The sequence below is a fragment of the Bacillus sp. TE8-1 genome, assembly GCF_008368855.1.
In the GTDB taxonomy this organism is placed as follows: domain Bacteria; phylum Bacillota; class Bacilli; order Bacillales; family Bacillaceae_G; genus Bacillus_A; species Bacillus_A cereus.
This window is the reverse complement of sequence record NZ_QPET01000013.1, coordinates 134,943-148,225: the sequence shown is the minus strand read 5'-3', so window position 1 is coordinate 148,225 and position 13,283 is coordinate 134,943. Positions and strand designations below refer to the sequence as shown.

Genomic DNA, 13,283 nt, shown 5'->3' with positions numbered 1-13,283 from the left:
AGTTGTCATTCTATGACAGGTTTTGTAAAATAAAATAGAGGATTTTTGGCTTAGGCTAATTTTTCTTTTCATTTACAGTAAAATATATGAATCCACAACATGTGTAGAAATGTTGCGGTTTTTCTTTTCATAACTATAAAAGATAAGGATTTGTTAACGGGTAATGAATATGGAATGGTTGGAACAATTATTAGGAAAAGAGTGGAGTCTTGTACCGGCTGGTGGAGTAACGGGCGATGCATATATTGCGCAAAACGGACAACAGAAGTTATTTTTAAAGCGGAATACATCGCCCTTTTTAGCGGTATTGTCAGCAGAAGGAATTGTTCCAAAATTACTTTGGACAAGAAGGGTAACGAATGGTGATGTAATTTCTGCTCAAAAATGGCTTCCGGGACAGAAGCTAGAGCCAGAGGATATGAAACTAGAACGTGTTGCGAAACTTTTGAAGAAAATACACTCCTCTAAAGCGCTTGTACAGATGATTCAAAGACTTGGGAAGCAGCCGCTTCACGCACAAGAGTTATTACAACAACTGCAACTCGTTTTAAGAGGAGATATAAGGGATGATGAAACAATTCAGCAAGGCCTTCAATATTTAATGGATTCATTAAAAGCTATTGAATACAATGAATTCGTTGTATGCCATTGTGATGTAAACCATAACAACTGGCTATTGTCGGATGAAGATGAATTGTTTTTAATTGATTGGGATGGAGCTGTAATTGCTGACCCAGCTCTAGACCTCGGTATGTTATTATATTGGTACATTCCGCGCCAGGAATGGAGTGAGTGGCTCGGTTACTATGATATTGAAATGGATGAATCGCTGCTTAGGCGTATGAGATGGTATGTGATAGCACAAACGATTTTGTCTATTCAATGGCATACAACAAAAAAACAGCAAGCAGAAGCTGAATATTGGCATCAATATTTACAGCAACTACTTGCTTCAGAATGATACTTAAGAAAAATTGTCCATTCCAGCAATCCACTGAGTAAGTTGTTCTTGATTATTGGAAATATGGTTGTCCAAATTAGAGGAAGATTTACCCGATTGACTATAAGAATATACATCGTTTAGCATTGTTTTAGCGTCACTACTTATATTATCGTTTGCGAGTAACGATTGAATGAGGCGCTCTAATTGCTCGCATTCTGAAACTGTCCCGCAGCAATCACTTTGGTGGTTGACTAAAATATCTTTCAGCACTTCTAATTGATGTTGTTGATTAATTGGCATGAACGGATCATCCTTTCGATTGTTTTTCTCTTCAAATGTAAGAGAAAAAGCTGTTTCGTCATGGAATGTTTAATGCTGTATGTAGTTTTTATCAAAATGGTACATCTTATACTTGAAAGAAACGGACCGAGTGCTCGTACGTACTTGGTTTTTTGTTTGGTAGATTGATTAAAAAAGAAAGAAGGAATTATTCCTTTAAAATAGCTATGTAAAGAGAGGGAAACATCTATGCGTTTAAGACATAAACCGTATGCAATGGATCGAATTAATGAATATTCACATATCGTAATCGGAAACCCAGAGGAGCGCGCTGGTAGCTGGAAAGAAGTATTTGGAAACGAACAACCAATTCACATTGAAGTAGGTACAGGTCGTGGCCGCTTCATGTATGATATGGCGAAAGCGAATCCACATATTAATTATATTGGAATTGAAAAATTCACAAGTGTTGTTGTAGATGCACTTGATAAATTAATTGAAGAAGAATTACCAAACTTAAAGTTAATTAATAAAGATGCTGAAGATTTAACAGTTTTCTTTGCGAAAGGTGAAATTGATCGCGTTTATTTAAACTTCTCAGATCCATGGCCAAAGAAACGTCATACGAAGCGTCGTTTAACGTATAAAACATTTTTACGTAATTACGAAGAAGTGTTAGTAGAAGGCGGAGAAATTCATTTCAAAACAGATAACCAAGGTTTATTTGAATATTCTCTTATGAGTATGGCTGAGTACGGTATGTTACTAACGTACTTAAGCTTAGATCTTCATAACAGCGACTTTGAAGGTAACATCATGACTGAATACGAAGAGAAATTCTCTAGTAAAGGTCATCGTATTTACCGAGTTGAAGCAAAATATCGTACAGAGCCTATGCAGTAATGCGTAGGTTTTTTTACATCTAAAATAATCAGAATTTTATGTTAAGATTAATTGAAAAGGGGGATGTGTAATGGAACAGTTACAAATTGGAGATATAAAAGTAACGTGGTTAAAAGGCGGGAATACACATTTAGATGGAGGAGCAATGTTTGGAGTCGTGCCGAAAGTACTTTGGTCACGTAAATATAAACATAATGATACAAATCATATTTATTTACGAACAGATCCGTTACTTTTGCAAACAAAAGATGGAAATATGCTCATTGATTCCGGGATAGGAAACGGTAAGTTGAATGAGAAGATGAAACGAAATCAAGGTGTAACAGAAGAATCATCGGTTTATGAATCATTAGAAAAATTAGGATTAAAGCCTGAAGATATCGACTACGTCTTGATGACACATCTTCATTTTGATCATGCATCTGGTCTAACAAAATGGGAAGATGATCACCTTGTACCGTCATTTCCAAATGCGAAAGTTTACGTAAGTGAAACAGAATGGAATGAAATGAGGAATCCAAACATTAGATCACGTAATACATATTGGAAGGAAAATTGGGAGCCAATTGTAGATCAAGTTGTTACGTTCCAGCAAGAAATAGAAATTACAGATGAAATCAAGATGGCGCGTACGGGTGGTCATAGTGATGGACATGCAGTTATCGCTTTGGAGAGTCAAGGGGAAACGATGCTACACTTAGCGGATCTCTTACCGACGCATGCGCATCAAAATGTATTATGGGTAATGGCATACGATGATTATCCGATGACCTCGATTGAAAATAAGCAAAAGTGGATGAAGTATGGTGCTGAAAAAGAGGCATGGTTTACGTTTTACCATGATGCATATTATCGCGCTGTGAAGTGGAATGAGGAAGGGCATATCGTAGAAAAAATAGAACGGAAAACGAGTATAGAAGCATAAAAATAGGAGGTTGTTCCATCATATTTATTGGAGCAGCCTCTTTTTTATTGTCGGGTTTTGTTGATAAATCGATATAATTGGGAAATCGCTGATATAATTTTAATCAATACCCACAATTAAAAAATAAGAGGTTCACCTAATGGGAACCCTCCTTTTTATGCTGCTATAACCTCTAAAACAGTACCTGTTTTAGCATCAACTAAAAATTCAAATCGTTCTTGTATATCATTTAACATTGTTGTAAGACCGCCGCGATAAACTTCATATGCGACATCATATTTTTCAAATGTCTCTGGAACCATATGTACCCAAGAGCCAGTAATTTCACCTTTATGACTTAATGCTTGTTTCACCATTTTCAATGCTTTTTCTGAAGAAATATGGGATTGTTCTTGTACTTTGTTTGCAACGAGATAACCAGCTGCGAACCCAACGCCAAGACCTGCTACTAAACCTTTCCAGCTCATATATTCACCTCAATTCTATAAAATAAAAATAGTGTACCGATAATAATTATAAAGCAAATACAGCTAAAAAAGAAGAAACTAGAAACATTTCGAAAATTTCGTTACAATAAAAGAGGTATTCTACTAAGGTTTGAAAGAAGGGGACTTCGTGAATAAAGAGACATTACAATTATTTCGTACGTTAACAGAATTACAAGGTGCATCAGGTTTTGAACATGATGTACGCCGTTTTATGAAACAAGAATTAAGCAAATATGCGGATGAAATTGTACAAGACGGTTTAGGTAGCGTATTTGGTCTGAAAAAAGGGGACGAAACTGGCCCGCGTGTTCTTGTAGCAGGTCATATGGATGAAGTAGGTTTCATGGTTACGCAAATTACGAAAAACGGAATGCTTCGTTTTCAAACGTTAGGCGGCTGGTGGAGCCAAGTTTTATTAGCACAGCGTGTACAAGTTATGACGAAGAATGGTCCTGTTATTGGGGTTGTTGGTTCTATTCCTCCTCATTTATTAAGTGACGCGCAACGTGCAAAACCGATGGATATAAAAAATATGTTAATTGATATAGGTGCAGATAGCTATGAAGATGCGATTGAGATTGGTGTAAAACCAGGACAACAAATCGTGCCAATCTGCCCGTTTACACCGATGGCAAATGAGAAGAAAATTATGGCGAAAGCTTGGGACAACCGTTACGGATGTGGTCTTGCAATCGAATTATTAAAAGAATTAAAAGATGAAACATTACCAAATACATTATATTCTGGTGCTACTGTACAAGAAGAAGTAGGGCTCCGCGGAGCGCAAACAGCTGCAAATATGATTCAACCAGATATTTTCTATGCGCTTGATGCAAGTCCAGCAAACGATGCATCTGGTGACAAAACACAGTTCGGTCAATTAGGAAAAGGTGCTCTTCTTCGTATTTACGATCGCACGATGGTAACACATAGAGGAATACGCGAATTCATTTTAGATACAGCAGAAACAAACAACATTCCGTACCAATACTTTATTTCACAAGGTGGTACAGATGCGGGCCGTGTACATACAAGTAACTCTGGTATCCCATCAGCAGTAATTGGTGTTTGTGCGCGCTACGTTCATACACATGCTTCAATTTTACATGTTGATGATTATGCAGCGGCGAAAGAATTAATTACGAAGCTTGTAAGAACAACAGATAAAACGACGTTAGAGACAATTAAGAATAACGCGTAGAGAGGAAGAAGGGCTGAAGAGCCTTTCTTTTTTTAGCTTGAATAGATGACCCATCCATGAGTGGGAATGGTCAGTGCCTAATTGGTGCTCGAATGGTGTATTAAGACCCTGGATAGGAAAAGAGAGGAAGGCTGTTTTTGTTTTTGAAGACGGTAATGTTGTTAGAAAAAACCTTCTTTTTTAGATTGAATAGATGACCCAGCGATGAGTGGGAGCGGTCAGTGCTTAATTGGTGTTCGAATGATGTATGAAGACTCCAAGTAGGAAGTGAGAGGAAGGCTGTTTTTGTTTTTGAAGACGGTAATGTTGTTAGAAAAAACCTTCTTTTTTTAGATTGAATAGATGACCCATCCATGAGTGGGAGTGGTCAGTGCTTAATTGGTGTTCGAATGATGTATGAAGACCCCAAGTAGGAAGTGAGAGGAAGGCTGTTTTTGTTTTTGAAGACGGTAATGTTGCTAGAAAAAACCTTCTTTTTTAGGCTGAATAGATGACTTGGTGATATGTGGTAGTGGTTGATGCTTAATTCGTATCTGATAGGGATATTAGAATAGAATGATGAATTTTTATAGAGGTGAACGAAATGAAAGTAGTAGTAGGATCAAAGAATAAAACGAAGGTTGGCGCTGTGGAGAAGGTTTGGAAAGATGCTGAAATTACATCTCTTTCTGTTCCGTCAGGAGTATCAGCTCAGCCTTTCTCAGATGAAGAGACGATGCAAGGAGCGATTAATAGAGCGAAGCGAGCGCTAGAGGAAGGAGAAGCTCCAATTGGTATTGGGCTAGAAGGCGGCGTAATGAAAACGGAGCACGGTTTATTTATGTGTAACTGGGGCGCGCTAGCAACAATGGATGGGAAAGTATTTGTGGCCGGAGGAGCGCGTATTACGTTACCAGACGATTTTTTAGCACCTCTTGAAGATGGTAAGGAATTAAGCGAAGTGATGGAAGAGTTTGTGCAGCGAAAAGATATTCGTAGTCACGAAGGTGCTATCGGTATTTTTACAGATGATTATGTCGACCGCACGGAATTATTTGTACACGTTGTTAAGTTGTTAGTTGGGCAATATAAGTATGACAAAAAGCAAGCATAAACCTTGCACCGTGCGCGATGTATGGTAGTATAAAAGAAAGATTATAACATGAAAAATGCACCCGTTAGAGGAGGAAATATAGATGAAGTCATTAGAAAGCATGGAGCAATTCCAACAGTTAAAAAATGAAGAGAATGTAGTCTTTATGTTCTCAGCAGAATGGTGCCCAGACTGCCGCTTTGTAGATCCATTTATGCCAGAAGTAGAAGAGAAATATAGTGATTTCTCATTTTACTATGTAGATCGTGATGAGTTTATTGATCTATGTGTAAAATTAGACGTATTTGGCATTCCGAGCTTTGTAGCGTACAATAAAGGTGAAGAAACTGGTCGCTATGTAAACAAAGATCGTAAAACACAAGAACAAATCGAAGAGTTCATTGAAGGTTTAAAATAAGGCAATTTGCCAATTGAATTGTAAAACAACCTCTACCTTCGCGGGGGAGGTTATTTTTTTGGAAGGGAGGAAAAAAGAGATGAAGATGACAAGTAAAAAGATGAAAGATGAGTTAATAAAGAAATTATCTCGCCCAGAATGGGACTTTCAGTATGATAGTGAGAAAGAAGTTTTACGTATTGAACAAAAAGACTCCAAAAAAGGTATTAACGTATCGCTTCCAGGAGTTGTGGCAAAATGGGAAGTGAACAAGGAAAAGGCAATTGAAGAAGTTGCTTATTACGTACAAGAAGCGCTAATTGCGATGCATAAAGAAGAAAATAGCGGAGCGAAAATTTTACCTGTTATTCGCTCTACTTCTTTCCCGAAACAAGCAGAAGAAGGAAATCCGTTTATTATGACGGATCATACGGCGGAAACACGTATTTACTACGCGCTAGATTCGAATAAAACGTATCGACTAATTGATGAGCGTCTATTACAAAAATTAGAACTTACAGAACAGCAAGTGCGTGAAATGGCATTATTCAACGCACGCTCATTAGGTTATGAATTTAAACAAGACACAGTAGCGGGTAATACATTCTACTTTTTAAACACAAATGATGGGTATGACGCGACTCGTATTTTAAACGAATCGTTACTACAATCGATGCGTGAAAAGATTTCTGGTGACATGGTTGTTGCTGTTCCTCACCAAGATGTATTAATTATTGCTGATATCGTCAACGAAATCGGTTATGATATTATTGCACAAATGACAATGAAATTTTTTGCCGAAGGGCATGTTCCGATTACATCACTTTCATTCGTATATGAAGATGGAGAATTTGAACCAATCTTTATTTTAGCGAAAAATCGGAAGAAGACAGATGGAAAAGAGAAAGGATGAACGAAGTGAACGTTTTTTACAACCTTGAAGGAATTGGTGACACTTTAATTGTTGCCTTACAAGATATTACTTTAGAGAACCGTACTTTTGATCGCAAAGGAGATGTTGCACGCGTATACGATCGTGAAAGCAATGTAACAGCAGGATTCAACATCTTTAATGCATCTTCTTACTTAGAAGTAAAAGAAACAGGCAACCTTACATTAACGAAAGAGCTTGTAGAGAAAATCAACGAAATTTTAGCGAAGAATGGCTTTGAAGAAACAGTAGAAGCAGATCTTTCTCCGAAATTTGTTGTAGGCTATGTAGCTGAAAAAGAAAAGCATCCAAATGCTGACAAGCTAAACATCTGTAAAGTAGAAATCGGTACAGAAACATTACAAATAGTATGTGGTGCACCAAACGTTGATGCAGGACAAAAAGTTGTCGTTGCAAAAATTGGTGCTGTAATGCCAAGTGGTATGTTAATTAAACCAGCAGAACTTCGCGGTGTTCCTTCTTCTGGAATGATCTGCTCTGCACGTGAATTAGAGCTTCCAGATGCTCCACAAGAAAAAGGTATTCTTGTATTAGAAGATAGCTTTGAAGTTGGACAAGAGTTTAAATTTTAATTGATATAAGAAGAGAGAGGTTGTCCTTTTGGACAGTCTCTCTTTTTGTTTTGTCATTTTTTGTTGGTAAGTCGATATTCCGTGTCGAATCGTTGATATATGTAGAGTTACGATAGATATATTTGAAAAATCGTTGATATATGTAGAGTTACGATAGATATATTTGAAAAATCGTTGATATATGTAGAGTTACGATAGATATATTTGAAAAATCGTTGATATATTGAGAGTTGTGATAGATATATTTAAAAAATCGTTGATATATGTAGAGTTACGATAGATATATTTGAAAAATCGTTGATATATGTAGAGTTACGATAGATATATTTGAAAAATCGTTGATATATGTAGAGTTACGATAGATATATTTGAAAAATTGTTGATATATTGAGAGTTTTGACAGATATATTCAAAAAATCATTCATATTATAAGGATGTCACCTTTTTTCTTAAAATCTATATTGTATTTTATAAACAAACTAGTTAAAATTTAGAAAAATAGAAGGGGATAGACGTATGAAACAACAAATAAAAATCGCAGAACTTCTAAAACGAATTGAAACTTCAAAACAGCAAGATATTGAGCTAGGTACTTATGAAATATATGTGTTTAGTGAAAGTGAATTAGAAAAAGGACAAATCGGTTACCGATACGATAAACATAAAAATTCATTAATAAGTGAAGAAAACGGAAAGTGGCAAGAAGGATGGATTACAATTGGATATGAAACGGATATGGGCGATCCAGTTTTCGTAAATATAGATGATGACGCTTATCCGGTTTATACTGCAGAACGTGGTACAGAAAAATGGCAGCCAGTTTATATTGGAAATATGGATGAGATTATAGGGCAATTATAAGAAAAACTTTGAATCTGGTGCAAAGTGATGGGAGAGAAGTATGAAGTATATAAAAATAATGAGCATGATTGCATTCATTGGAATATATATGGCCGGTTGTTCACAAGAGCAGCCGAAAAAAGAAACTACATCTTCTATACAAGAGAAAAACAAAGATACCAAAGAAGACGCACCGGTAGAAAAACAGCAAGAACAAGAAAAAAACGAAGAATTGCAAGCAATTCAAACGAATGAGCAAGTAGAACATAAGCAAGAGGAAGTATCATCTGAGGAAAAGAAAGAAGAAACTACGCCAGTGCAGCCAATTGAGCAACCAGTGCAAAATAATGAACAAAAAGTAGAGAGTAATGAAAAACAAGAGAAGTTTCTCGTCGTTATTGATCCAGGGCATCAACAAAAAGCGAATTTAAATTTAGAGCCAATTGGACCAGGGGCAACAACGCAAAAATATAAAGTGACAGACGGTACAACAGGTGTTGTGACGAAAAAGAGAGAGGCTGTACTTGTATTAGAAATGGCTTTTTTATTAAAAGAAAAGCTTGAAGCAAAAGGGATACAAGTATTAATGACGAGAACATCACAAGACGTTGATATAAGTAATAAAGAACGGGCGACATTCGCAAATAATCATAAGGCGAATTTATTTTTACGTCTTCATGCAGATGGTTCTGAAAATCCAAACGAAAGTGGATTTGCTGTATTGACGCCGGCAGAAGGAAGTCCGTATACGAAAGAAATTTATGCGGAAAGTCTTCAAATCTCTCAAATGATTGTAAATAAAATGAGGGAGAACCAGCAAGTGAAAGTAAATGGAATTAAATTTCGGGATGATCTTTCTGGATTTAATTGGGCAAAGGTTCCTGGTGTGTTATTAGAACTTGGGTTTATGTCAAACCATGAAGAAGATAAAAAATTATCTGACCCGCAGTATGTAAATTCTTTATTGCAAAGTGTAACGGGTAGTATAGATGCATATCGGAAGAGTAAAGCTTAAGCGCAGTCTTACATGAAAGGCTGCGTTTTTCCATATGAAACACTCGTAAATTAGAATATTGTGGATAAATATGACATGCTTAATTTTACCTGCACTTTTTGCCGAATGCTGATACAATAAAGGATGTTACTATTTAGTAGAAAGAGTGGTAAGCATGTTAGATTGGATGAAAAAGCTGTTTAACAAAGAGGAAGAACAAACAGCGATGAATAAAGAAGTACCAAAGCAAATTGAAAGTCAGCCGAAAATTCCTCGTGTAAACCACTACACTGAAGCAAGAGAAGCACAAATGGCAAGTAGGAATGCAGGTAAATGCCGTTTTCCTTTAGTACCGGATAATGGGTTCGATGAAGAGGATGAAAGCGAAGTAAATCGCTTCGAAGAACAACCTGTTCAAGGAGTAACATATGAAGAACCTACTGCCCAAAGAGGAATAAAGGTGGAAAGAAGCAGACGACCGTATGTGGAAAAGGTAGTTTCTACATATGAAGAGCCGGAAGTGCAATATGAACCGGTGCGGGAGTCTGTCGTTAAAAAGGCATCTGCACCTTCGCAAGAGAGTAACCGTAGACCATTTCGTCCAACAGAAATGATTTCGCCAATTTATGGATATAATCGTCCTTCAGTAGAGAAAAAGGAAGAAAAGCAGGAGGAAGTAAAGGAAAGAGAAGACCTTGAAATATCTGTAGAGGGTAAATCAGTCGTTGATGCATGGTTAGAGAAAAAAGGATATAAATTATCTGATTTCTCAGAAGGACAAGCACCAACTTCTTCTAGTCATAGAGCTGCTAACCAGCAAGGAGAGCAACAATATGAAGAGAATAAAAAGGAAGAAAAGTCAGTAGTTGATCAATGGCTAGAGAAAAACGGTTATGAAATCGAACGCCAAGTGCCTTTAGTAGAAGAAAAAAAAGTGATTCAAGAAATGAGTACACCGCAGGAAGTTTCAGCGGATGAATTACTTCATAAAACAGTAGCTGAGCAGATGGAAAGTGCTAAGCTAGAAAAAGATGTAGTGGTGTTAAACGAAAACAATCTACAAGAAGAATTAGTAGCTTCTAAAGTAGAGCACGAGGATACAATATTATCAGAAGAAATTAAACGTAACACAGAAATAAAACAACCTACTATTGAAGTAGAAAAGCAAGCTCCAGAAGAATCAGTGATTGTCAAAGCAGAAGAAAAACTTGAAGAAACAATCATTGTGGAAATACCAGAAGAAGTGTCAAAAGTAGAAGTAATTGTAGAAACGGAAGAGTCAGAAGAAGTGGAAGTAATTGCGGAAGCAGAAGAGTCAGAAGAAGCTGAAGTAATTGCAGAAACAGAAGAGTCAGAAGAAGTGGAAGTAATTGCGGAAGCAGAAGAGTCAGAAGAATAATTGCAGAAGCGGAAGAGTCAGAAGAAGTGGAAGTAATTGCGGAAGCAGAAGAGTCAGAAGAAGCTGAAGTAATTGCGGAAGCAGAAGAGTTAGAAGAAGTGGAAGTAATTGCGAAGAGTCAGAAGAAGTGGAAGCAATTGAACAAAAGAGTGAATTCATACATGTTGCTGAGGCTGATGAACAAACGAAGAAAGATGTTCAAAGCTTTGCGAATGTTTTAATTGCAGAAACAGAGGAAAATAGACGAGTTGTAGAAGAAGCACAGGTCGCAGAAGAGCAACGAGTTGTAGAAGAAGCGCCAGTCGTAGAAGAGCAACGAGTTGTAGAAGAAACACCAGTCGTAGAAGAGCAACGAGTTATAGAAGAAACACCAATCGCAGAAGAGCAACCAGTTGTACAAAAAGAAGAACCAAAACGTGAGAAAAAGCGCCATGTACCATTTAATGTTGTTATGTTGAAACAAGATAGAACACGATTAATGGAAAGACATGCAGCTAGAGCAAATGCAATGCAGCCTTCTGCTAATGTACGAGTAGAGAATAAGCCAGTACAACAAGAGGTAGCGGAACCACAAGTGGAAGAACGCCCAGTGCAGCAAGTAGTAGCAGAACCACAAGTGGAAGAAAACCCAATGCAGCAGGTGGTAGTAGAACCACAAGTGGAAGAACGCCCAGTGCAGCAGGTGGTAGTAGAACCACAAGTGGAAGAGCGCCCAGTGCAGCAAGTAGTAGAACCACAAGTGGAAGAGCAACCAATGCAGCAAGTAGTGGTAGAGCAAGTACAAAAGCCAATTTCAAGTACGGAAGTACAAGAGAAAGCATATGTTGTAAATCAAAGAGAGAACGATATGCGAAATGTATTGCATACACCACTGACATATACTGTTCCACCATTAGCGCTGTTGTCGATTCCACAGCAATCAGCGTTAGATAATACAGAATGGTTAGAGGAGCAGAAAGAATTATTAGATACAACGTTTAATAATTTTCATGTTGGAGCACATGTTATTAATGTATCACAAGGTCCAGCAGTAACTCGTTTTGAAGTACAGCCAGACCCAGGTGTGAAAGTAAATAAAATTACAAATTTAAGTGATGATATTAAGTTAAGTTTAGCTGCGAAAGATATTCGTATTGAAGCGCCGATTCCAGGGAAGAGTGCAATTGGAATTGAAGTTCCAAATAAAGAAAGTAAGCCAGTATTTCTTCGCGAAATTTTAAGAAGTCCTGTATTCACAAAGAGTGAATCACCGCTTACTGTTGCGCTTGGACTTGATATTTCAGGGGATCCAATTGTAACGGATATTCGAAAAATGCCGCACGGACTTATTGCGGGTGCAACGGGTTCAGGTAAAAGTGTGTGTATTAACGCCATTTTAACGAGTATTTTATATAAAGCGAAACCACATGAAGTGAAGTTAATGTTAATTGATCCGAAGATGGTTGAGCTTGCACCATACAATTCTGTTCCGCATCTTGTAGCACCTGTTATTACGGATGTAAAAGCAGCGACAGCTGCATTAAAATGGGCAGTTGAGGAAATGGAACGCCGTTATGAATTGTTTGCGCATGCTGGTGCTCGTGATTTAACTCGCTACAATACGATTGTAAGTGAGCGAGAAATTCCAGGAGAGACATTACCTTATATCGTTATTGTCATTGACGAGTTAGCCGATTTAATGATGGTAGCACCTGGTGATGTTGAGGAAGCGATTTGTCGTATTGCGCAAAAAGCACGTGCTTGTGGTATTCATTTATTAGTAGCGACGCAGCGTCCATCTGTAGATGTTATTACAGGTTTAATTAAGTCAAACATTCCAACGCGTATTGCGTTTACTGTATCATCTCAAGTTGATTCGCGTACGATTATTGATATTGGGGGCGCGGAGAAATTACTTGGCCGTGGTGATATGTTATTCTTAGGGAACGGTACATCTAAACCAGTTCGTGTACAAGGTGTATATGTATCGGATGATGAGATTGAAAAAACAGTTGATCATGTGAAAAAGCAAATGAAGCCGAATTACTTATTTAAGCAAGAGGATTTATTAGCGAAAACAGAACAAGCTGAGTCGGAAGACGAATTGTTCCTTGATGCATGTCAATTTGTTGTAGAACAAGGGGGAGCGTCCACATCTTCTGTACAGCGAAAATTCCGCATCGGTTATAATCGCGCGGCACGTCTCATTGAAGAGATGGAATCGCAAGGAATTATTTCTGAAGGTAGAGGAACGAAACCGAGAGATGTCCTTATTTCTGAGGATGAATTTGCCGCTATGCAGGAAACAAATGTATAGTAAACGGTTTTGCTGTATACTA

12 protein-coding genes and 1 pseudogene are annotated in these 13,283 nt (G+C 37.5%); 11 read left to right on the top strand and 2 right to left on the bottom strand.

The annotated features are described in order from the left end of the window. Window positions 1-163 precede the first annotated feature (163 nt). The gene (locus tag DN404_RS11620; RefSeq protein WP_001986674.1) at window positions 164-961 is read left to right on the top strand and encodes a phosphotransferase family protein; all 798 of its coding nucleotides are present in this window, start codon (window positions 164-166) and stop codon (window positions 959-961) included. A 3-nt stretch (window positions 962-964) separates the two neighbouring features. On the opposite strand, the gene DN404_RS11615 is transcribed toward DN404_RS11620, so the two are convergent. Then, complete coding sequence (locus DN404_RS11615; protein WP_001122235.1) at window positions 965-1,243, bottom strand: YtzH-like family protein; 279 nt, start codon at window positions 1,241-1,243, stop codon at window positions 965-967. A 228-nt stretch (window positions 1,244-1,471) separates the two neighbouring features. On the opposite strand from DN404_RS11615, the gene trmB reads away from it, so the two are divergent. Further along, the gene (trmB, locus tag DN404_RS11610; RefSeq protein WP_001239385.1) at window positions 1,472-2,125 is read left to right on the top strand and encodes a tRNA (guanosine(46)-N7)-methyltransferase TrmB; all 654 of its coding nucleotides are present in this window, start codon (window positions 1,472-1,474) and stop codon (window positions 2,123-2,125) included. A gap of 70 nt (window positions 2,126-2,195) precedes the next feature. Next, window positions 2,196-3,050: a YtnP family quorum-quenching lactonase gene (locus DN404_RS11605; RefSeq protein WP_000436855.1), complete on the top strand. Its 855-nt coding sequence runs from the start codon at window positions 2,196-2,198 to the stop codon at window positions 3,048-3,050. Window positions 3,051-3,205: 155 nt separating this feature from the next. Here DN404_RS11605 and DN404_RS11600 read toward each other — a convergent pair whose 3' ends face one another. Then, window positions 3,206-3,517 carry a PepSY domain-containing protein gene (locus tag DN404_RS11600; protein WP_000118543.1) on the bottom strand — a complete coding sequence of 104 codons (312 nt, stop codon included), beginning with the start codon at window positions 3,515-3,517 and terminating at the stop codon, window positions 3,206-3,208. 148 nt (window positions 3,518-3,665) lie between these two features. On the opposite strand from DN404_RS11600, the gene DN404_RS11595 reads away from it, so the two are divergent. The 8 genes and pseudogenes from DN404_RS11595 (at window position 3,666) to DN404_RS31195 (ending at window position 13,261) form a co-directional block, all read left to right on the top strand. After that, window positions 3,666-4,739 (top strand): M42 family metallopeptidase, encoded by a 1,074-nt coding sequence (locus DN404_RS11595; RefSeq protein ID WP_001031514.1) that lies wholly within the window; start codon window positions 3,666-3,668, stop codon window positions 4,737-4,739. Window positions 4,740-5,322: 583 nt separating this feature from the next. Continuing rightward, window positions 5,323-5,832 carry a DUF84 family protein gene (locus tag DN404_RS11590; protein ID WP_000869940.1) on the top strand — a complete coding sequence of 170 codons (510 nt, stop codon included), beginning with the start codon at window positions 5,323-5,325 and terminating at the stop codon, window positions 5,830-5,832. Window positions 5,833-5,914: 82 nt separating this feature from the next. Beyond that, window positions 5,915-6,229, top strand: coding sequence for a thioredoxin family protein (locus DN404_RS11585; RefSeq protein ID WP_000838193.1), 315 nt, complete (start codon window positions 5,915-5,917; stop codon window positions 6,227-6,229). A 79-nt stretch (window positions 6,230-6,308) separates the two neighbouring features. Next, window positions 6,309-7,121, top strand: coding sequence for a DUF1444 domain-containing protein (locus DN404_RS11580; protein ID WP_000784588.1), 813 nt, complete (start codon window positions 6,309-6,311; stop codon window positions 7,119-7,121). Continuing rightward, window positions 7,118-7,732 carry a YtpR family tRNA-binding protein gene (ytpR, locus tag DN404_RS11575; protein ID WP_001006770.1) on the top strand — a complete coding sequence of 205 codons (615 nt, stop codon included), beginning with the start codon at window positions 7,118-7,120 and terminating at the stop codon, window positions 7,730-7,732. Before DN404_RS11580 ends, ytpR begins: the two co-directional genes overlap by 4 nt. Window positions 7,733-8,248: 516 nt before the next feature. Then, the gene (locus DN404_RS11565) at window positions 8,249-8,593 is read left to right on the top strand and encodes a hypothetical protein (protein ID WP_000813166.1); all 345 of its coding nucleotides are present in this window, start codon (window positions 8,249-8,251) and stop codon (window positions 8,591-8,593) included. A gap of 40 nt (window positions 8,594-8,633) precedes the next feature. Then, window positions 8,634-9,587: an N-acetylmuramoyl-L-alanine amidase gene (locus DN404_RS11560; protein WP_149215080.1), complete on the top strand. Its 954-nt coding sequence runs from the start codon at window positions 8,634-8,636 to the stop codon at window positions 9,585-9,587. A 154-nt stretch (window positions 9,588-9,741) separates the two neighbouring features. Then, a pseudogene (locus DN404_RS31195) lies at window positions 9,742-13,261 on the top strand (DNA translocase FtsK). The last annotated feature ends 22 nt before the right edge of the window (window positions 13,262-13,283 follow it).

Coding starts and splice junctions, on each gene's coding strand:
- DN404_RS11620 (WP_001986674.1), top strand. CDS start 164: ATGAATATGGAATGGTTGGAACAATTATTAGGAAAAGAGTGGAGTCTT.
- DN404_RS11615 (WP_001122235.1), bottom strand. CDS start 1,243: ATGCCAATTAATCAACAACATCAATTAGAAGTGCTGAAAGATATTTTA.
- trmB (WP_001239385.1), top strand. CDS start 1,472: ATGCGTTTAAGACATAAACCGTATGCAATGGATCGAATTAATGAATAT.
- DN404_RS11605 (WP_000436855.1), top strand. CDS start 2,196: ATGGAACAGTTACAAATTGGAGATATAAAAGTAACGTGGTTAAAAGGC.
- DN404_RS11600 (WP_000118543.1), bottom strand. CDS start 3,517: ATGAGCTGGAAAGGTTTAGTAGCAGGTCTTGGCGTTGGGTTCGCAGCT.
- DN404_RS11590 (WP_000869940.1), top strand. CDS start 5,323: ATGAAAGTAGTAGTAGGATCAAAGAATAAAACGAAGGTTGGCGCTGTG.
- DN404_RS11585 (WP_000838193.1), top strand. CDS start 5,915: ATGAAGTCATTAGAAAGCATGGAGCAATTCCAACAGTTAAAAAATGAA.
- DN404_RS11580 (WP_000784588.1), top strand. CDS start 6,309: ATGAAGATGACAAGTAAAAAGATGAAAGATGAGTTAATAAAGAAATTA.
- ytpR (WP_001006770.1), top strand. CDS start 7,118: ATGAACGAAGTGAACGTTTTTTACAACCTTGAAGGAATTGGTGACACT.
- DN404_RS11565 (WP_000813166.1), top strand. CDS start 8,249: ATGAAACAACAAATAAAAATCGCAGAACTTCTAAAACGAATTGAAACT.
- DN404_RS11560 (WP_149215080.1), top strand. CDS start 8,634: ATGAAGTATATAAAAATAATGAGCATGATTGCATTCATTGGAATATAT.